The following is a 20,069-nucleotide window of genomic DNA, read 5'->3' as shown; positions in this document are numbered from 1 at the left end:
ACCCGACGCACGCCGCGCTGAGATTACATTCAACTCCAGCTAGATTCAGTCCTTGCCTTGAACTGTCTCGTATCTCACCTCGCCAACCGAATCAGTCCAGGAGACCCAAATTTCTTCCCCGACGTCCTCACCTAGCCCGTTGCGGAGGAAGTGAGCCAAAGTGACGCTATAACCAGGTTCCAATTTGTCTACCTCTATGGGATGGTCTGCTCCGTGTGCTCGGTACCTCACACGAACACTGTGCGCTGGTAACGTACCGCGGTACAGGAGTCGACCCATGCCATTGTGCCAACCCACATGCCATATTTGTGTCTCCGGCGATACAGCAAGATTCGAAGAAAACGTGCCGCTCTGCTTGGTGTCAAGCAAATCAAGTCGATCATTGACACTTACTCCTGCATTCGACAGCGCATCGACCAAGCTTCTGCGGCTTTCGTAGTCATTGCCAAGACTTATCCAATTGATGCCATCAATGTCGGAAACGCGACGAGGATGGCCTACTCGAACCAGTACCGTGCGCTCTGGCGCCATTGCCAAAGCCATGCCCGCCTCAAGAAGCACGTTCTGTCGCGGCTGACCGGTGAGCTCCCGCTCGTCCGGGCCGTCGTGAGGGGCCAAAAATTTGTCTTTCAGCTTCGCGTCGTCATCAGGGCTAAATAGAACCACCACCGCTTGAGCCATCATTAGACCACAGGTGACAATCTCCAATGTGGTGGGACTCGGGCGTCCCGTCTTGAACCTGGCTTCGGTCCAACTGATAGGCGATGTATCTACATATTTGAGAAACCTGACCAATTCGTCGCGCAGCGAAAGGTCGCGCCCATGCACCACAAAAATCTTCCTCTTGTCTCTTACCGCCTCCATAGGCATTGCAAACCTCCCATTGCGTGTGCGGTAATTCTTGCCCAGAAATGAGCTGACGAAAAGCAACCTGCTAGGGATGTTGAAGTCGGACCTTCACAGCTCACTCCGCCGCTGCCGGTAGCAAGACTCCCTAGGCGCTCAGCGTACTGAAGAAAGCTTTCAGTACCTGGCACTGCAGGAAGACGAGTTGGAACCAGCGCCTAGATAAATACACGCTAGGATGAGCCTTCTCTAAGTCTGGTAGGTCAGGACCGAACCCGATAGAGGATCTTCCATAAAGCGCGGCTCATCCCGGCGGGTGCCGCCCCGGCGGGGGAGGACCTCAGGAGCTGAATCTGGCGGAGAGCGGCGACTCCCACGCCGATGCAAGCATAGGAGAGAAGTTGAACCGGCGAGTAAAGGCTAAGTAGTTTCGCCGCTGAACATCATTGTGTCGCTCAAAAGCTCAAAGCGAGCCGGCGACCGCATCACCAATCCTTGGGGTGAAACCTCGACACGGCCTTGGACGATGACGGATCGGTGCTCCTTGAACCAGTCGTGGGCGCTAATCATCATTTGACGATTGATAAATACTTCGACCTGGCTGATTCTGCCATTCCGCGGCACTTCCATCGTAGCGATACCAAAGTTATCGCTTGCGCGGTCGGCCATCTTGTATATAGGTCCAGTGAGCGTCTCAGTCGTCGAGCGCCGGGAGTTTTTGAACAAAGGCAAAGCTTTTTCCAGTCGGTAGCCTGCCTCGGAAGGAATGACGAGGGACTCGGGTGCCTGGGAGGGTCCGGGCAAACGACCCGCCCAATCGACTTTCAGATCCAAGTTGGCCACTGAGGAGTGCTTGATAATGTCATTGATCGCAGTTATCAGCTCCCGGCTTACCCCCACCTGAACGAGGTCGGCCACGACTGATGGAGCTGGTTCCTTTTCAGGCTGGATAAGAGCAGCATTGACGGCGGTTAGGGCTTGCACCATCGTTCGCGTCGCGCGCCGAGCATCGGACTCGTGATAGACGGAGTTTCCCTGCGTGGTTAGCTTGAAGGTGCTGGCTTCCTCATCAAGAGGGCGGGGGAGAGGGACTAACAGCGGGAGGATGTACGAACCACGCTTAGTATGCGCAAATCGAGCATCATTAATCGCCTCATCCCCAACCTTGGACCAGTTGCCGGATATGTGCGCCTTGGGTGTCCTAGATGTTGTTGCGGCCGATCTTAGAAGCTTCCATACGTTCTTGAAGAGATCCGCCCCAGCTCTAGCCGGGATCGTGTCTTGAATATAGATATCTGACGAGGCGCGAAAAGAAAAAGCATCAACCCACAGACCGCGGATGATGTCGCTAAGTTCTTGAGACGACTGGCGAGTGTCGGCTGCCACTCGTTCCAACACAGAGTGCCAGTCAAGGGTTTCAGGGCTGATCTTATAGGGGATGCCGACTTGTCGGCCGGAGGGAGATTGCCAAAGGTCCCCTAGAGTTCCATGCGTTACCGCGGCCCATCCCGCGGACCCAAGATACGACAAGAGATCAGTACGCGCATCGACTTCCCGCCCCACAGGTAGATCCATGCTATCCACCGAAGCCACCTCCAAAAGACTGCGCGTGCCAATGGCGCAGCGTAGCCGCGGTCAATCTGTCCTCACGCCGGAGGGCTACACTCCATGGGCCAGTCTTTTTCTCGCGGTCAACCTCCGCCCAGTATGCGGCACTCCGGGCAAGGGTCTGGTCGTCAGTATCGAAATCTAGCCATGTGTCGTGATCTGCGGGCACAACCACGACAACCAAGTAGACGGGGTACGCGTTTCTACGCCACTTGGCGAACACGTTCTCGCCAATGTCATAGGACATAGTTCCAGTTGTGGGGGATAAGGTTCGGGAAGTGCACTTAATCTGGATCCGAATCGGGCACTGCGGGAATTCCAAAGTGCAATCCACGCCGAGGACGTCAGAGTCCTGAGCTGTCGGGGTCACCGGAACCCCGGCCTGAAAGCTAACTGTCTCCAGATAGGCCATGCCGTATCGAGCTTTGCGGCCCTTGGAATCCAACGCCTGATGGGGGAGGAGAGTTTCAGGCAAGATGCCACCTTGTTTAGTCATAGGGTCTGGATATTGAGTCTCTCACTTTCTCCGTGGTGGCTACGAAACGACCCGTCAAGTTAGCCACGTTGTTGAGGCCCAGGCGGACCGAAATTGAACGAAAGGATTACCTTTCACGTCAGGAACAGAGCCTGACTAAGGCCAAGGCACTGGAATCACGGCGACGTCGCGGCGAATCAGCTGCACCAGACGAAGACTAGGGCTCTCGAGCAGCCCCTTCGTTTTGGACCCCAGGGGATCAACCCCACACCTGCATCCCTTCACTCGCACGATATGGGCAGATCATTTATCGGCGTCCGTGACGTGAGGAACCGCGCCTATTGGGAAGGTATCTGATCCCGGTGCCAGCATTTCGTCCAGGCCGCGACTGACGTCTAAAGCGGTAGACGCGTATTCTCGAACACTTTCGACGGGGATGGAGAAGTCCTCCGCGTGGGCAGCCTCGTTGCGAAGTCGACTAAGCCCTGCCGCTGCCGTTACTAAGTAGTGAGGCACCGCATCGACACCGTGGAGCATGGAGTGAATCGGGCCTCGCCGTACTTGTGGGGCATACTCGGCTACAACCTTTGCGGCCGCTGTCTCGACTCTCAGGTACGCTTCCAGAACTGCTGCCCGTGGAGAAATTTTAGCCAGGGCGTCGATCCTTCTCAGAAAGGAGATGGCTGACCCCGGGCTGTCGCCGCCCGTATCCATATCTTGATTCTTAGTGGCTGTCTCATGAACCTCGGGGGGAAGGCCACCTTTCACTTCCTTGAGCTCTTGCTCAAACTTCAGAGCAATGTTTCCCGGGCCGGTGATCTCTGAGACCGTTGGGATCCTTCCAGCGATGTTTCCCAGCAACCTGCTCAGTTGGATGCGGAACAAGAGCATCATGGCGACGATCACGATGACCCTATCCAACGCTTCGCAACCCACAGGTCTCTGAGTACCGGACCATGCCGGCGTGTCTGACCAGGAGTCAGCGCGCCGCGGTCCGGGCATGCGACGTCCGCCCAGGTGTCACCGGTGTGAGGCGCAGGGTGGTCCCAGGGGCGGAGGAGAGATACGCTAAATAAAAGGCGAGCTTTGGTCCTGTCAAACTGACAACCTTACATAACATAGGTTAGAGGTCTTCCTGACGCGTGAGCTCGCAGGCGCCGCCCGCCAGTCCTGGGAAGGTGCCCGTCGTAACCACCCCCCCGCCGTAGCACACAGAAATACGAAGCAATGTTTCGGCGTGTCGCACGTAACCTGTTTAGATGCCCCGTTTTGCTCTTGATATTGAGTCCGTCCCCCGCCCTGTCCGCGCCCAGGAGCTGCTGGACGCCGTGAACCAGCGGGTCGTCATTGCCGACGGCGCCATGGGCACCATGCTGCAGGGCCGGGAACTCTCGCTCGAAGACGACTTCCTGGGCCTCGAAGGCTGCAACGAGATCCTCAACGACACGCGTCCCGATGTCCTCGCAGACATCCATGACGCGTACTTCGCCACGGGCATCGACGCCGTCGAAACCAACACCTTCGGCGCCAACTGGTCCAACCTCTCGGACTATGGCATCGATGACCGCATTGAAGAGCTCGCCCGCAAGGGCGCGGAAATCGCCCGCGACCGAGCCGAAGCGGCAGAAAAAACAGACGGACGCATGCGCTGGGTCCTAGGCTCCATGGGGCCCGGCACCAAGCTCCCCAGCCTCGGCCACACCACCTACGACTACCTCAAGCAGACCTTCGCGCTGCAGGCCGAGGGCCTCATCGACGGGGGAGCGGACGCCTTCCTCATCGAAACCAGCCAGGACCTCCTGCAGACCAAGGCCGCAGTTAACGGCTGCAAGCAGGCCATCGTGTCCCGCGGCATCCGGCTCCCCATCTTCGTCGAGGTCACGGTCGAAACCACCGGCACCATGCTCATGGGCTCCGAAATCGGCGCTGCCCTCACCGCCCTCGAACCGCTCGGCGTCGACGCCATCGGCCTGAACTGCGCCACCGGCCCGGACGAGATGAGCGAGCACCTGCGCCACCTCTCCAAGCAGTCCTCCGTGGCCATCGCCTGCATGCCCAACGCCGGCCTGCCCGTCCTCGGCCCCAACGGCGCGCACTACCCGCTCTCACCCACTGAACTCGCCACCGCGCACGAGCAGTTCGTGCGCGAATTCGGCCTCGGCCTGGTGGGCGGCTGCTGCGGTACGACGCCGGAACACATGGCCGCCGTCGTCGAACGTCTTGCGCCCTTCCGCACCACTGCCGCGGTCACTAGCGGCGGGCGGGGTGCCGACGGCTCCCGCGTTCCCACCGAGCGTGAAGCAGGCATCGCCTCCCTCTACCACCACGTGAATTTCGACCAGGAGTCCGCCTACCTCGCCATTGGCGAGCGCACCAACGCGAACGGTTCGAAGGCCTTCCGCCAGGCGATGCTCGAAGAGCGCTGGGACGACTGCGTGGACATCGCCCGCGAGCAGGTCCGCGTCGGCGCGCACCTGCTGGACGTCTGCATCGACTATGTAGGGCGCGACGGCGTGGCGGACATCAAGGAGGTCGTCTCACGTTTCGCGTCGGCCTCCACCCTCCCGCTCGTCATCGACTCCACCGAACCTCCCGTGCTGCAGGCGGGGCTCGAACACATCGGCGGACGCCCGGTGGTCAACTCCGTCAACTACGAGGACGGCGACGGCCCGGACAGCCGCTTCGCGCGCATCATGCCGCTCGTGAAGGAACACGGCACGGCCGTGATCGCCCTGACCATCGACGAACAGGGCCAGGCTCGCACCACCGAGGGCAAGGTGGCCATCGCCTCCCGCCTCGTCGACGCCCTGGTGGGCGACTGGGGGATGCGCGTCGAGGACATCATCGTGGACGCGCTGACTTTCCCCGTCGCCACCGGCCAGGAGGAAACCCGCCGCGACGGCATCGAAACCATCGAGGCCATCCGCCAGATCACCACGAAATACCCCGGAATCAACACCACGCTCGGCGTCTCCAACGTCTCCTTCGGGCTGAACCCGGCAGCGCGCATGGTGCTGAACTCCGTGTTCCTGCACGAAGCCGTCCAGGCCGGCCTGACCAGCGGCATCATCGACGCTGCCAAGATCGTGCCGCTCGCCTCCCTCCCGGAAGACCAGCGCAAGGTCGCCTTGGACCTCGTCTATGACCGCCGCGAATACGACGCCGACGGCAACCTCACGTACGATCCCCTGGCCAGCATGCTGGACCTGTTCGCCGGCGTCGACACCGCAGCGCTGAAGGACCAGCGCGCCGCGGAACTCGCGGCGCTGCCCACCGGCGAGCGCCTGGAGCGGCGCATCATCGACGGCGAAGGCAAGGGCCTCGAAGAGGACCTCGACCTGGCCCGCAGCGAGGGCATGACCCCGCTCGGCATCATCAACGACAACCTGCTCGAGGGCATGAAGGTGGTGGGCGAGCGCTTCGGCGCCGGCGAGATGCAGCTGCCGTTCGTGCTGCAGTCCGCCGAGGTGATGAAGAACGCCGTGGCCCTGCTCGAGCCGCACATGGAGAAGTCCGACTCCTCGGGCAAGGGCACCATGGTGATCGCCACCGTGCGCGGCGACGTCCACGACATCGGCAAGAACCTGGTGGACATCATCCTCACCAACAACGGCTACAAAGTCATCAACATCGGCATCAAGCAGGGCATCGCCGAGATCATGGCCGCGGCCGAGGAGCACAACGCGGACGTCATCGGCATGTCCGGGCTGCTCGTGAAATCCACCGTGGTGATGAAGGAGAACCTCGCCGAACTCCAGTCCCGGGGCCTCGCGAAGAAGTGGCCCATCATCCTCGGCGGCGCCGCCCTCACCCGCGCCTACGTGGAGCAGGACCTGGCGGAGCAGTTTGACGGCGTGGTCAGGTACGCCAAGGACGCCTTCGAGGGCCTTGCCCTCATGGAACCGCTGGTCCGCGTGGCCCGCGGCGAGTCACCGGACGACGTCGGCCTTCCGCCGCTGAAGAAGCGGATCCACAAGGGAGGCGCGAAGTTCACGGTAACCGAGCCTGAGGCCATGCCCGGCCGTTCCGACGTCGCCGCCGACAACGCCGTGCCCGCGCCGCCTTTCTGGGGCACCCGCATCGTGCGCGGCGTCGCCCTCCACGACTACTCGGCATTCCTCGACGAGCGCGCCACGTTCATGGGTCAGTGGGGGCTCAAGCCCGGCCGCGGCGAGGACGGCGCCTCCTACGAGGAACTGGTGGAACGCGAGGGCCGGCCTCGCCTGCGCTACTGGCTGGACCGCATTCTCGGCGAGGGAATGCTGGACGCGTCCGTCGCCTACGGCTACTTCCCGGTGGTCTCCGAGGGGGAGCAGGTGGTGGTGCTGCACCACGGGGAGGATCGCGACGGCGTCCTCGGCACCGCGGGTCTGCTCGCCCCCGACGGCGGTTCAGGCGGTCCGATCGGCACCGACCGGCTGCGCTTCAACTTCCCGCGCCAGCGCCGCGACCGGCACCTGTGCCTGGCCGACTTCGTGCGTTCGCGCGAATCGGGGCAGGTGGACGTCCTGCCGGTGCAGCTGGTCACCGCCGGTTCGAAGATCGAAGAGTTCACGTCCAAGATGTTCGCCGCCAACCAGTACCGCGACTACTACGAACTCAACGGCCTGGTCATGCAGCTCACCGAGGCGCTGGCGGAGTTCTGGCACGCACGCATCCGCAAGGAACTGGGCTTCGCTGCCGAGGAGCCGAAGGACACGGCAGGATATTTCAAGCTCGACTACCGCGGTGCCCGGTTCTCGCTCGGCTACCCCGCGTGCCCGGACATGGAGGACCGCCGCAAGGTGACGGAACTGCTGAAGCCCGAGCGGATGGGCGTGATCCTCAGCGATGAGCTGATGCTGCACCCCGAACAGTCCACCGACGCGTTCGTGTTCCACCACCCGGAGGCGAAGTACTTCAAGGTGTGAGTTGGTGCTGGTCCCTGGCCTGGGCGTCGTGAGCCTGCCCGGCTTGCCTGTCAAGGCTGGAGACCGGCTTCACCCGCCGGAGCGCGGCGAGGATGGCCCGCCCCACCACTGCGATTCCCACCACCGTGGTGATGCCGCGCAGGGTGTCCCAACCCGCCGTCGACGTCACCAGCGAGTACAGCAGGAAGCTGCTGAGGTTGGTGCCCAGCGGCGCACCGGGCGCGTACGAGATGCCGGTGCCGGCGCCCACCGCGAACGGCCAGAACCACAGGTTGGTCAACAGGCCGAAAACATACGACGCCACGATGCCGTAGCCGCCCAGCATCCACAGTTCGGCTTTGCCCCGCACCCGCCGGGGGAGCAGGCCGGCACCCGCGCCCACCCACGCGCAGGCGAAGATCTGGAACGGTGTCCATGGCCCGATGCCGCCCCACAAAGCACTTGAGAGGGCGATCGTGGCGGCGCCGAGGAGCATGCCGAAACGGGCACCGTACGCCCGGCCGGCCAGGATCAGCAGGATAAAGACTGCCTCCACGCCCCCGACGCCGGTGCTCGCCACGCGCACCGCGGAACCGACGGCGGCCAGGACGCCGAGCAACGCCACCGTGTGTGCGGAGCGCACCGAACCGTCCAGGGACACCACGACGGCGACGGCGGCCAGCGGCGCAATAGCCAGCGCCGCGTAGGGGAGGGCAGCGGCAGCGTCCTCCGGGAAGGCCGCGGCGAGCAGCGGCCAGCAGAACGCTGCGAGAGCCAGAACGTTTGCGGCTGCGAGGACGGCGAGCTCGACGCCGCGGGGCATCCGGATGCGGCACTGCCTTGCCGCGCCCTGGGTACCTGTTGGCTCGCTGACCCGTGGCCTCGGTCCGGCACCCGCCTGCCGGGAGAGCGGGAGGAGCGGTTCGGGCTCGTTGGCCGGTACGGATGAGGGCACGACGCCGTCACTCATCGGCAGGATCCGGGCACCGAGGCCATGGGCAAAGTCGAGGTCGTGCGTGGCGATCAGGACCGCGGCACCTGACTCCGCTGCCGCCCGCAGCGCTGCCGCCACTGCCGTGCGCGCCGCAGGATCGAGTCCGCGCGTGGGCTCATCGATCAGGAGTACCTGGGGATCGTCCATGGTCTGCAGCGCAATCGCAAGGATCCTCCGCTCTCCTGCTGAGAGGTCCCGGGGATGCTCATCCCCAATGGGAATCCGGACGTCACCGCGCAAGCGGGCCAGGCGTGACGCCGCTGGCAGTGGGGAAAGCTGGTCACTGCTCCGGCTTGGGTTGCTTCGGCCCGGGTGACGCCGAGCCTGCCGCGCAGCGCGCACTTGGCGCCGCTCGGCCGCGCGGAGCTCTCCTGCCACCGTATCCCTGGTGAAGAGGTCGTCCGAGGCATCCGGGACGAGGGCGACCCGGCCGCCGTCGACCGTCCCGCCGTCGACCGTTGTTCCACCAACTGTCCCTTCACCGAGGGCGAGAGCCACCAGAAGGGATGACTTGCCGGCACCGTTCGGCCCCACGAGGGCCACCACTTCACCGCGGTGCAGGGTCAGGGACGCGTCGAGGACCAGCGGCTTGCCCTTGCGGTGCACCGCGAGGTTTGCCGCCGTCAGCACCGGCGCGTGCTCCGCTGGCTGTACCGGCGTTGGACGGGCGGCAGTGGCCGACGGCGGCGCTGGCGCAACGCCCGGCACCAGGGCGCCGTCGTCGATGGTCCACCAGGAGTCGGCAACCGGTACGAGCTGCTGCGCCCGGTGCTCTGCCACGATGACACAGACACCGTCGTCGCGGGCGAGGGCGTTGAGTACTGTGATGACGCGCCGGCGTGCTGTGGTGTCGAGGTCGGCCAGGGGCTCATCAACCAGGAGCAGGGCCGGATGCTGCACCACCGCGGCGGCGATGGCTACGAGCGTTGCCTCACCCGCCGAGAGGGTGCTGACATTCCGTTCCAGCAGTGCCGACACCCCGATTCGCTCCGCGACTTCCAGCACCCGTGCCTTGGCGGTAGCGGAGGCCATGCCGCGCAGCTCAAGGGCGAGGGAGATTTCGTCCCGGACCCTGGTGGAGGCGAAGGCGGCGCGGGGATTCTGCAGGACGACGCCGATGAGCCGTGCGGTATCGCGCGGCGGCGTGCTGGCGCGGTCCGTACCCGCGACGCGCACGGTGCCGGAAATTTCCCCGCCGTCAACGTGTGAGACAAGGCCTGCGATACCCCGCAGGATGGTGGATTTGCCTGAGCCTGTCGGCCCGGTAATGACCGAAATTGACCCGCTCGACGGCGCAAACCCCGCCACGCGCACCCGCGCGTCACCAATGCGGAACTGGGCGTCGCGCACCAGAAGCGGGCCGCCGTCGTCGTGCCCGGGTTGGTGTGCTGCCCTACTCCCGAAGCCGCGCAGCTCCAGGGCCGCGGCCACCCGGCCTGCGTGCTCAAGGGTGCGCTCGAGCACGGGGACCAGGGCCCGGGCTCCGAAGCGTTCACCCCGCAATCGGAAGGCCAGGCGTACGGAAGTGACGGCGTCGGCCAGCGCCGGGAGCGCCGCCCAGGCCACCACCAGGGTCCGGGCCAAGCCCTGCAGGGGGCCGCCGCGGGCCAGTCGGACGAAGCCGCGGGCTATGTCCACCCAGGCGTTGAGGATGCCGAAACCGAGGATGATCCCGGCGATCGGCAGGGCGGACAGGACCGCCGCCCAAAGCCCATGTCCCGTTAGCGGGCCGAGGAGGACCACATGGGCGTACGGGGCTGGCAGACGCACCGGCGGCAGGTCGAGCAGAACCGGCTCACCGATGCCCGCCCCGTTGAAGAGAATGCGGTAGATGACCCGCGCCGCGATGAAGACGACGGCGAGAGCCGCCGCTGCACGTAGCGGCGCGGGTCGAAAGGTCATGCCTTCGGGGCGGCCGGTTCGCCGTCGACGGTGTAGAGCAGTTCGAGGCTCTCTCCGGGGCTGACCTGCAGGGTGGCGAGGCCTTCCTGGGCGTAGGCCCAGTCACCGGTGGCGGGCTTCACCCAGAGGGACCAGTAGGCAAAGGCGGCGGGCATGCCGCTGCATTCTTCCTTGTACGTGCCGCCCTTGTGGACAATTTCGAGGTCTGCGGCGGGCACACCATTCACGCGGCACACCAGTTCGTTGGGGTACTGCGTGGTGCCTACAGTCTTCACGTCTGCCTCTTCGAGCACCTTGGAGGCGGGGGTCTTCGCGTCCACGGGCACGCACACGGACTTGTCAGCGGCTGCCTGCTTCAGGGATCCCGAGTCGACGATGACCTTCACGCCGGTGCAGGGCCCGTCGGCGGCGGAGGAGGCCGCTGCCGTGGAGGCCGGGGCAGAGGTGGTTGGCTGGGTGGCGGCCGGGGTGGAGCAGGCGGCGAGGGTAAGCAGGAGACCTGCGGCGGCGAGGGAGGTCGCGGCGGCGGTACGAATCTTAGTCAAAGTCACGTGTCAAGGGTAGGACGTTGCTGGTCAGGAGCGGGATGCCGTCGCGTTGTGTGACGTTAGTTCTCACTAAATCCAGGAATGACGCCAGCATCAGCAGGCGTCGTTCCCTTTGGACGGGCGGCCACACCGCAACCACGCACCGGACAACATCGCCCAGCCGGAGGTTTTCCAATGAGCCAGTTCGCAACCTTGTCTCCGCCGACGACGAGGCTTACCGTAATCCCATGGCTCGGCGAATTCGCGGAGATGCGACGGCGGCGGCCGTCATGGTGGCGGGATCGGCAACGTTCCTGGCCGGGGCCTTTATGCCAGTCTCGCGCGTGTATGTCGAAAAAGACCCGCAGCGCAAACTGGCCATTCTGCTGGCGGACCCTGGGCAGTGGAGTACCCAGCAAATGCTCTTGGCCGCAGGCACTGCTGCGTTGCCCGTTGGCGTGGTGATGCTCGCCCGCCAGTGGGATACGGGAAGCGATCGGGGCAAACAGGAACCCTTGGCGGGGCAGCGGCTTGCCCAAGGCGCCGCACTTGCGTGGGTCGCGGGAGCTGGCCTGTTCCTGGGTCACCTGAAGGCGCGATACAGGGATCCGGAGGCCTTCGCATTGGGGAATATGCCCTTCTGGCCCTTTCAGGGGTACATGGGGCTGAGCCTTGCCGGCATGGCTGCCCTGGGTGGCGGGCTGTTAGCACGGGCGCGTGCTCACGCCAATTCCGGCGCCCTGCCACAGGACCCGCGCTGGCCGGGCTGGCTCAATGTGGGCGGGGCCGGAGTCTTCGCCGCCGTCCTGGTGGCTACCGGTGACCTGCCGCCCCTGCTGGTCTACGTCGTGGAGCTGTCGACTGGGGCTGCGCTGCTACGGCAGCTCCGCCGGAGCGCCGACGCGGGGAAGCCAGCCTAACTCGCGGACCCCTCAGCGATTGTGAACTTGTACACACCCCTATTCACAGGGGCCGTCGCCGTGCAGGAGTAAAATAGTCCTCGGCTAGAACTGGGTAGTGCCGCGCAACTTCCGAGGGCGGCCGTCCGGGTCTACCACCAGGCGGTACGCAGGGTCCGCCCAGAGACGCTGGAGGGGCGTCACCGGTTCTGTGGTGTGGTGCCGCACATGTCCCCTGGGGCGGGGTGGGCGGGCGCCGGTCTTGTGCCAATGGTCCAGGGCATCGGCGGCGGCGTTCCACAGGCCTAGGCCGTCCGCCGGATCGAGCAGCCGGGGATCACTCTGGTCCAGGCCCAGGTGTTCGGCCCACAGTTGGAGCCGGAGCCCTTGGGCCAAGGGACGGGAAGCCCCGGAACCATTGCGTGCCTCGGGTGCTTCCTCCTGGCTATCAGAGGTGTCGATGACCGCGCAGGTCAGCTCGCTGTCCGTGGTCCAGGACCGCCGGTTGAAATTGTCCGAACCGCACGTAAACCAGGTGTCGTCGATAATGCAGATCTTGGCATGGACATAGATCGGAGTCCCGGCCCTGTTCTCCAGGTTGAACACGCCGAATCTGTCGGGAGCAGCGCGGCGCATTCTATCGATGGCGCGCAGTTGCCCGAGCCGCTTGGGTGGCCCTCCCAGCGCACCGTCGGAATCCGGGTAGCGGGGTACCACGGCGATCACGTTCAAACCGGGGTTCTGTTCGAGGGCCGCCGCGATTCCCTCTGCCACCTCAGCCGACCACAGGTACTGGTCCTCGATGTAGATCAACGAACGGGCCAGACCGAAAGCCTTGGTGTAGGCCCGGGCAACGCTCCGCTCACCATGGGGTGCGAACGGGAACGGCGGATGCTTCACGCCGTAGGTGCGCAGCAGTTGCACGGCGTGGGGGCCAGCCGGCGGCGGGGGCGGCGCGGTCTCCGGCAGGGGTTCGGGGTGCCGGGGCATATCAGCCAGGCGTTGCAGCAGCATCCGGTATGGAGTGCGACGGTCCAGGGGATGGGGGTCATCCCACCTTTCCGCGAACAGCTTCAGAACATCCGCCACCACCGGGCCGCGCAGTTCCAGGGCGGCATCGTGCCATGGCGGCTGTTTCCCGTACCGGGGATCCATGTCCACAGCCTGCGGGTCTCCCATGTGGTCGGCGTCGTCCCGGCGGCTGTGGGAAAGGTCGATCCCGCCAACGAATGCGACGTCCCGCGAAGGGTCCTGACGATTGCGGATGACGAACAGTTTCTGGTGATGGCAGCCGAAGAGGCGCACCCGTTGATCCAGCAGCACCTCGCCGCCGGCGTCGTTGATCTGGCGGCTGAGGTGCTCGTTGGACAAGTTGCTCATGGGGGCAGACACGCGCTCTCCGTGGGACCTCCAGACAAGTCCGCGCACCTCCACTCCGGCCCGGGCCAGCCGCGCCAGCACCTCGCCGACCGCCGGCCCGTCGGGCGTCAGCCGTTCGTCGCCGTCGCCACGCCAGTCGGTGAACCACACCCGGTCTCCCGCCTCAAGCGCGGACAGTTCCTCGTGCAGCCGGGCGAAATAGGTGGCACCGTGAATCAGGGGCCGCACGAGGTTCCCCTCCGACCACGACTGCGATTCCCCGCTGCCTGTGTGCACGTCGGTGGCGGCATTGCCCCACTCGGCGGCACTCAAGAACCAGTAACCAGCACTTCTGTCCACTCGTCGTTCCCTTCGGGACCCGGGGCCCGTCATTGGGCGTCCGGCCTACTCAGTAGCCTACGACTGCGCCGGTCAATGTCATCCGGTGGCGCCGTCGTCCCGTCAATTCCGGAGGTCTGGACACACGGAGCCGCCGGACTTATCGTGCAGATGTGGCGGCTGCCTGACTGGCAGGATTGCCAGTGCTGCCGGTCTGTTGTTGCGGCCGTCCGTCATGACAGGAGGAAGCAGATGGAACACGTAGAAGAGACCGTTGACGTCGCAGTACCGGTGCGGACCGCGTACAACCAGTGGACCCAGTTCGAATCCTTTCCACAGTTCATGTCCGGTGTGGAGTCCGTAACCCAACTGACCGCCACCACCAATCACTGGGTTACCAAGGTGGGGGGTGTCCAGCGCGAATTCGACACCGAAATAGTTGACCAGGAGCCTGACGGCCGGATCGCCTGGCGCAGCACCGACGGCAAATCCCATGCCGGCATCATCAGGTTCACGCCGCTGGACGCCAATCACACGAAGGTCAAAGTCCATTTCGAATGGGCGCCGGAAACCGTCACTGAAAAGGCAGGCGCGGCACTGAAGATCGACGAGATGCAGGTCAAGGCGGACATGCGTAAGTTCAAGGACTTCATTGAATCGCGCGGCACCGAAACCGGCGCCTGGCGCGGTGAAGTCAAGGACAGCGGCCCGGCCGGGCAGTTCTAAAACCGGAGGGTTCGCCCAGTTCGCGGGAAGGGCGCGGGATCGCTGGATCGCTCCAGCGATCCCGTGCCCTTTCCCGCGAGCTCGGCGGCGGGGGCTGCGTTGTGCCCTCGCCGCAGCTGGAAAAACGTCCGCAGCCAGTCCCTGCGCCCAGTCCAAGGGACTCAAATGTACTTGTATAGATGTATACAAGTATGCTTAATGCGGAGGTCACCACATGGCAGATTCACCGTCCCGGAACACCGGGGCACACGTTGTCTACGCGGAGCTGAAGCGGCAGATCCTGAGCCTTGAGCTGAAGCCCGGGGCGCGCATCTACGAACCGGCAATGGCCGAGGCGCTGCAAGTGAGCCGTACGCCGCTCCGGGAGGCCATCCGCCGGCTCATTTCGGAGAACCTGCTGGAACAGCAACCAACCGGTGGTGTTCTGGTGCCGGCCCTGGATGAGGCGGCAATTTCCGAGCTGTACGAGGTGCGCGCGGCCATGGAATCGCTCATGGCGCGGCAGGCGTGCGTGAAGGCCACCACGGCGGACATCGAAGCCCTCCACAGCATTCTTGAGCGCAATGCGGCCATGGTGCAGTTTGCCGATGAAGCCATGAAGCTGGGCATGTCGCTGCACGCAAAGATCGCCGATATAGCGGGGAACTCGTGGGCCCGGCGGTTTCATGACCAGATCTCCAGCCAGATGGAGCGATACCGCCATTTCACCAACAGTACGCAGGAACGGCGGGACCAGGCGCTGGCACAGCATCGAATCCTGGTGGATGCGGTGGCCGCCGGCAAACCCGACAAAGCCGCCAAGCTAGCCTTCGACCACGTCATGGGAGCCAGGGATGCGGCGGTGCGTGCCCTCACAGGCAGCAGCCTCGCCGTCTCATGATCGGCGAACTCGGACGCCGCTCGGCCACAGCCCTCCTCACGCATTCCGCCCTGATCCAGGCTGTCACCTTTTTGGTCCGTCCGGCCGCCACCTACCGGGCGCTCGAGCTGGAGGTTCCTGGTTTCGCGCTGGGTCTCCTCGCCGCCAGCTATGCCGTCTTTCCCCTGTTGCTCGCCGTCCCCACGGGCGGACTGGTGGACCGCCTGGGTGAGCGCCGGCTGATGGCGATCGGATCCGCCGTCGTTCTTGCCTGCTCTGCCTTCCTGCTGCTGTGGGGATCGTCCATCGTGACGCTGGTCATCGGAACCGCGTTCCTCGGTGCCGGCCAACTTGCCTGCGTAGTGGGGCAGCAGGCCGTGGTGGCCAACAACGCCGCCTCGTCCAGGATGGACTCCGCCTTCGGCTATCTGACGTTCGCGGCATCGCTGGGACAAGCCTTGGGGCCGTTGGCGATTTCCCTGGTGGGAGGCGCCTCGGTGCGGCCCGATACGCAGGCGATCTTTTTCCTCTCCGCCTGCATGAGCCTGGTGCTTTTCGTGACCACCTTCGGCGTTTCGGCCAAAGTCAGCGGAGGCAAAAGGAAGGCAGTGGTGGGCGATGGTGGCGGCGGCAAAGGCAGTGTTGTTGCGCTGCTGAGGACACCCGGCGTCGCACGCGCTCTGGCCACCAGCGCCACCGTCCTGGCCGTGGTGGACCTGACCATGGTCTACCTCCCGGCGCTCGGATCCGAACGCGGGCTCTCAGCGGCAACGGTGGGCCTGATGCTGACCACCCGGGCCGTGTTCTCCATGGTTTCCCGGCTCCTGCTGGGCCAGATGGCACGGAAGCTGGGGCGCATGCGGTTGTTGGTGTTCAGCCTGGCGTTGTCCACTCTCGCGCTTTCCGCGGCCGCAATTCCCATGCCGGTATGGCTGCTGTTTGTGATCATGGCTGTGCTGGGGTTGGGCCTCGGCATCGGCCAGCCCCTCACCATGTCCTGGCTTTCAGCCCAGGCTCCGGCGGGGCAGCGCGGCCGGGCGCTGGCCCTTCGGCTTGCCGGCAACAGGGTAGGCCAGGTGGTGCTGCCCAGCGCCATCGGCGTAGTGGCGGCCGGACTTGGCGCAGGAGGCGTCTTCCTGGCGTCAGCAGTGGTGGGGGGCGGGACGCTCCTGCTGCTGCGCGGCGTGCGCCTGGACGATTAGACTCGTCCGCTCAGGATGGCGAACGGGTGTCGAACGCCCCAGCCGATTCCCGTAGAAGGCGTGCGACGGTGTCCACCGGCGTACTCGGTGACCGTCGCCGGTCGAACCGGCGCAGGACGATCCGTCGCGTTCCGAGCCCGGGGACGTCCAGGACGTCGACCCCGTCGTGGGCGACGCCACTCAACGCCAAGGTGGGCACGATCGCAATACCTTCGCCCGCAGCGACGAGCGCGAGTGCGGTGAGCGTTTCCTGGTATTGATGCACGGTTTCCATCTGGGCGCCCGTTGACTGGCGGAGTCGACCGAGCACTGCAGAGTTGGCGGTTGTGGGTTCCACGCCGAGCCACGGAAGTGGCAGCCGGGCAAGGTCGATGTTCTCGGTGCTGAGCAGGGCGCCGGCTGGAACCACCAGCTTCCATGGCTCATCCAGCAGGGGCTCCTCGGTCATTCCGGCGGAAAGCGAACGCTGTTCGGCCGTCGTCGAATCGAGCTCCACCACGACGGCGTCGAGCTGGCGCTGGCGGAGCAGCCGCATCAGGGCAGGGAAGTCGTCCTCGATGATCCGGATCTGTAATTGCGGGTACTGGGAGCGCCACTCGGGCAGGCGTGGGATCACCACCGTCCGAACGAAGCTGGTGAATCCGCCCACGCGCACGACCCCTGCGATCTGGGCCCCGCCTTCGATGCGGGCGCGGGCGACGCTGAGTGCGCGTTCAATCTCCTCGCCGGCTTCCGCGACTGCCAGGCCGGCGGGTGTCAAAACTGAACCTTTGGGCGTGCGCACCACCATCGCGTGCCCCGTCTCGTCCTCCAACTTGTTGAGCTGCTGTGAGACGGCCGAGGCCGTGATTCCCAGCTCGTCAGCCGCGGCGAGCACCCCACCCGTACGGGCAACCGCAAGAAGAACGCGCAGCCTGCGCGGATCGATATCCATGTTAAGTAGTTCTAAACCACACCTTCAGTGAAATGCAATTGCCCTAAAGGCATTTCAAACTCATAATTGCTGTTAAAACCGGATGGGCCCGCGGAAAAATCCAGGCAACACTCTCTTCCCGGGCATCACCTCTGAAAGGACATCATGGAACTGCTGTGGGAAATCGCAGGTTGGTCGGGGGCAGTTCTGATCCTGTCGGCATACCTGTCTGTTTCCATGGGTTGGTTGAAGGCCGGCAAACGCTTCCAGATGGCCAACCTCATCGGTGCATGTGCCTTCATCGTCAATGGTGCGGTCCACGAAGCGTGGCCCTCAGTAGTCACGAACGTTGCCTGGTGCCTCATTTCCGCCGTCGCGATTCTTCGTATGCGTGCCACACGCGAGTCGACGGTTGCTGCAGTTGAGGCCCCGCAGGTGCAGTTTCCCGGCGTCCCTGACACCACCGGCCAGATTGCTGTTGTCGAGGCAATTACGTCTGCCGTTCACGGCGACGCCGCGGGACGGGTGGCTGAGTGCCAGGCCAGCCGGCGTGACGCGCGGGCAGCAATGCCCACTGCGTGGACGTCCTGAGTTCACCGAGTTCGCGGAGTTCGCGGAGTTCGCGGGAAGCGTGCGGGATCGTGGGATCGTTCCCGCGATCTCGCACCTTTCCCGCGCGTTCGACGGCGGGGCAGGTGTGTCACGGGTGCTCATGCCGGGGGTTCTCCCTTAGAGGCGGAGTTCCATAAAGACGCTGTTCGGATCCAGGACGTAATCGGCGAAAGGAGGGCACTCGGTGAAACCGTTACGCGTATACAGGCGCCGCGCCGGAGCAAAGTAGTCCTCGGTTCCGGTCTCAAGGTAGAGGCGCTCAAGATTTCGGGCACGGGCGTCGTCGAGGATGTGCCGGAGCATGAGCGTGGCCACGCCCCGCCCCCGCGCGTTCGCAGTGGTGCGCATGGACTTGATCTCGCCGTGTCCCGCGGACCCGGGCGGGGAATCCAGCAGCTTGAGTGCGCCGCACCCCAGTAGGCCGCCGGCCTCGCGGGCTGTCCAAAACGTGATGGACGGCGCGGTCAGCGCCGAGTGGTCCAATGCGTGGACGCTTTCAGCCGGCGAGGTGGCGAACATGTCCGCCAAGTGTTCGCTCAGGAGCTGATGGACATCGTGGCGTGCGGGGTCATCCCGGTCAATGGAAATCACAGCTTCAAAGTTACCGGTTCCGCCGTCGTCCGCTCGCCGGGTTCTCGTTTAGGAGCTGAGATCCCAGTGCACCCGGATGGCCTCGGCAATGGGGTCGGCGGTGACATCGACGCGGAACGCGACAGGCGCTGTCCCCGTCTCCTCGATCACCGAGTCACGGTACACGCGGCCGCAGGAGGGGCACAGGGTGTAGAGGTCCTCATCGGCAGGCCATTCCGCCAACCCGGCAGGGACCGGCGTGTCGTCGACGTTGTGGACGGGGACGCCTTCTGAGTTGGCCTGGATCAGCCCGTCCTTGCTGACGGTGTTGCCGCACACGCAGGTGATGGTGGTGACATCATGACCGGTCACGTCGGCGGTTTCCGCGTCCATGGTGACCTCCCCGGTGATGGAAGAGATGTTGTGTAAACAGCTTATGCCTGCTGATCCGTGGCGTCGCCGTGCTTGTAAATTCCCGTTGTGGTGGGCGCCCAACAGGGCCACCATGATGCTATGAACGCTGAAACATCGAAGGCGTCGGAGCTGAACCTCCCCCAGGCCTTCCTCCTTCTGGCAACGAACGACACCACCGGCAAACCAGACATTCCGGTGTTCGCACTCAGGACCACGTTGGCCGGGGCAATATTGGCCGAACTGGACCTGATCGACGCGATCGAACTGCAGGGCAAGCACGTCAAAGCTACGGGCACCTCCCCGAAAACGGATCTCCAGCACGAACTGGAACTCATCCGTGGCAAATCCCGGCCCCACACCCCCAAGAGGTGGGTCTCCATGCTCGAGGGCCGCGCCGAAGTCCAGCGTATCTATGAAGGGATGGCTTCACGGGGCATCGTGGAACACGTGGGCGAACGGCATCTGGGCCTGTTCCGGGCCGTGCGCTACCCGGAGAAGGACCATGCCCCGGAGGCGGCGCTTCTGGAAAGGATCCGCGCCGCACTCAACGGCCCGCCGTCGAATCTTGAGGTGCCGGACACTTCCACCGACGCCGGCACGGCCGCTGCGGGCACGGCCGACGCCGGAACATCCGACGCCGGGCCCGCTGACGCAAGAATGGCCGACGCCGGCACGGCTGAGGCTGCGGCGACCGAGTCCACGAAGCCCGGGGACGGTACCCCTGGTGCCAAACCTGGCTCCGAAGCGCCCGATGCCAGGACCACGGCACTGATCGCCCTGCTTCAGGCTTCCGGGCTGCTCGTCAAGCTCTTTCCGGAAGCGGACCTGACGCGGGCGAATGAGCTGTCGTGGGACTACTGGCCGACCCGCGCGGTGGAGGACGAGCTCCGGATGATCCGCATTGCGGAACAGGAAGCCGCCAACTTGTGATGCCG

17 protein-coding genes are annotated in these 20,069 nt (G+C 64.6%); 7 read left to right on the top strand and 10 right to left on the bottom strand.

Going from position 1 to position 20,069, the window contains the following annotated elements:
• Positions 1–45: 45 nt before the first annotated feature.
• The 4 genes from ACLKOZ_RS19745 to ACLKOZ_RS19730 all read right to left on the bottom strand — a co-directional run bounded on the left by ACLKOZ_RS19745 (position 46) and on the right by ACLKOZ_RS19730 (position 3,835).
• Positions 46–870, bottom strand: coding sequence for a TIR domain-containing protein (locus ACLKOZ_RS19745; protein WP_436477622.1), 825 nt, complete (start codon positions 868–870; stop codon positions 46–48).
• A 396-nt stretch (positions 871–1,266) separates the two neighbouring features.
• On the bottom strand, positions 1,267–2,232 hold the full coding sequence (locus ACLKOZ_RS19740) for a hypothetical protein (RefSeq protein WP_436477620.1): 966 nt from the start codon (positions 2,230–2,232) through the stop codon (positions 1,267–1,269).
• Positions 2,233–2,422: 190 nt separating this feature from the next.
• Positions 2,423–2,866 carry a DUF4365 domain-containing protein gene (locus tag ACLKOZ_RS19735; protein WP_436477706.1) on the bottom strand — a complete coding sequence of 148 codons (444 nt, stop codon included), beginning with the start codon at positions 2,864–2,866 and terminating at the stop codon, positions 2,423–2,425.
• A gap of 366 nt (positions 2,867–3,232) precedes the next feature.
• Entirely contained in the window at positions 3,233–3,835 is a 603-nt protein-coding gene (locus ACLKOZ_RS19730; RefSeq protein ID WP_436477618.1) for a hypothetical protein, read from the bottom strand.
• A gap of 353 nt (positions 3,836–4,188) precedes the next feature.
• Here ACLKOZ_RS19730 and metH point away from each other — a divergent pair, with 353 nt between their 5' ends.
• Positions 4,189–7,839, top strand: a complete 3,651-nt coding sequence (gene metH, locus ACLKOZ_RS19725; protein ID WP_436477617.1) for a methionine synthase — start codon at positions 4,189–4,191, stop codon at positions 7,837–7,839.
• Here metH and ACLKOZ_RS19720 read toward each other — a convergent pair.
• Both ACLKOZ_RS19720 and ACLKOZ_RS19715 read right to left on the bottom strand, forming a co-directional pair.
• Positions 7,829–10,714: an ATP-binding cassette domain-containing protein gene (locus tag ACLKOZ_RS19720; RefSeq protein WP_436477615.1), complete on the bottom strand. Its 2,886-nt coding sequence runs from the start codon at positions 10,712–10,714 to the stop codon at positions 7,829–7,831. The genes metH and ACLKOZ_RS19720 overlap by 11 nt on opposite strands.
• On the bottom strand, positions 10,711–11,265 hold the full coding sequence (locus ACLKOZ_RS19715) for a hypothetical protein (RefSeq protein ID WP_436477613.1): 555 nt from the start codon (positions 11,263–11,265) through the stop codon (positions 10,711–10,713). Before ACLKOZ_RS19715 ends, ACLKOZ_RS19720 begins: the two co-directional genes overlap by 4 nt.
• A 224-nt stretch (positions 11,266–11,489) precedes the next feature.
• On the opposite strand from ACLKOZ_RS19715, the gene ACLKOZ_RS19710 reads away from it, so the two are divergent.
• Positions 11,490–12,161, top strand: a complete 672-nt coding sequence (locus tag ACLKOZ_RS19710) for a hypothetical protein (RefSeq protein WP_436477611.1) — start codon at positions 11,490–11,492, stop codon at positions 12,159–12,161.
• An 84-nt stretch (positions 12,162–12,245) separates the two neighbouring features.
• Here ACLKOZ_RS19710 and ACLKOZ_RS19705 read toward each other — a convergent pair whose 3' ends face one another.
• Positions 12,246–13,859, bottom strand: a complete 1,614-nt coding sequence (locus ACLKOZ_RS19705; RefSeq protein ID WP_436477609.1) for a phospholipase D family protein — start codon at positions 13,857–13,859, stop codon at positions 12,246–12,248.
• A gap of 231 nt (positions 13,860–14,090) precedes the next feature.
• Between ACLKOZ_RS19705 and ACLKOZ_RS19700 the strand changes: the two genes are divergently transcribed.
• From ACLKOZ_RS19700 to ACLKOZ_RS19690, 3 genes are all read left to right on the top strand, one after another.
• Positions 14,091–14,564, top strand: coding sequence for an SRPBCC family protein (locus ACLKOZ_RS19700; RefSeq protein ID WP_436477607.1), 474 nt, complete (start codon positions 14,091–14,093; stop codon positions 14,562–14,564).
• 214 nt (positions 14,565–14,778) lie between these two features.
• On the top strand, positions 14,779–15,444 hold the full coding sequence (locus ACLKOZ_RS19695) for a GntR family transcriptional regulator (RefSeq protein ID WP_436477605.1): 666 nt from the start codon (positions 14,779–14,781) through the stop codon (positions 15,442–15,444).
• Complete coding sequence (locus ACLKOZ_RS19690; protein ID WP_436477603.1) at positions 15,441–16,625, top strand: MFS transporter; 1,185 nt, start codon at positions 15,441–15,443, stop codon at positions 16,623–16,625. The genes ACLKOZ_RS19695 and ACLKOZ_RS19690 overlap by 4 nt, the downstream gene beginning before the upstream one ends.
• A gap of 10 nt (positions 16,626–16,635) precedes the next feature.
• Here the strand turns inward: ACLKOZ_RS19690 and ACLKOZ_RS19685 are convergent, their stop codons facing one another.
• Complete coding sequence (locus ACLKOZ_RS19685; RefSeq protein WP_436477601.1) at positions 16,636–17,559, bottom strand: LysR family transcriptional regulator; 924 nt, start codon at positions 17,557–17,559, stop codon at positions 16,636–16,638.
• Positions 17,560–17,703: 144 nt separating this feature from the next.
• Here ACLKOZ_RS19685 and ACLKOZ_RS19680 point away from each other — a divergent pair, with 144 nt between their 5' ends.
• Positions 17,704–18,129, top strand: coding sequence for a CBU_0592 family membrane protein (locus ACLKOZ_RS19680; RefSeq protein ID WP_436477599.1), 426 nt, complete (start codon positions 17,704–17,706; stop codon positions 18,127–18,129).
• 138 nt (positions 18,130–18,267) lie between these two features.
• On the opposite strand, the gene ACLKOZ_RS19675 is transcribed toward ACLKOZ_RS19680, so the two are convergent.
• Positions 18,268–18,741, bottom strand: coding sequence for a GNAT family N-acetyltransferase (locus ACLKOZ_RS19675; protein WP_436477597.1), 474 nt, complete (start codon positions 18,739–18,741; stop codon positions 18,268–18,270).
• 48 nt (positions 18,742–18,789) lie between these two features.
• On the bottom strand, positions 18,790–19,113 hold the full coding sequence (locus tag ACLKOZ_RS19670) for a hypothetical protein (protein ID WP_436477595.1): 324 nt from the start codon (positions 19,111–19,113) through the stop codon (positions 18,790–18,792).
• A gap of 120 nt (positions 19,114–19,233) precedes the next feature.
• Between ACLKOZ_RS19670 and ACLKOZ_RS19665 the strand changes: the two genes are divergently transcribed.
• A complete protein-coding gene (locus tag ACLKOZ_RS19665; protein ID WP_436477593.1) occupies positions 19,234–20,064 on the top strand; it encodes a GOLPH3/VPS74 family protein in 831 nt (276 codons plus the stop codon).
• Positions 20,065–20,069: the final 5 nt, after the last annotated feature.

It is taken from the genome of Arthrobacter sp. R4, from assembly GCF_051365025.1.
Taxonomy (GTDB): domain Bacteria; phylum Actinomycetota; class Actinomycetes; order Actinomycetales; family Micrococcaceae; genus Arthrobacter.
Note: the sequence above shows the minus strand (reverse complement) of the source record. Positions and strands in the feature narration are given on the sequence as shown.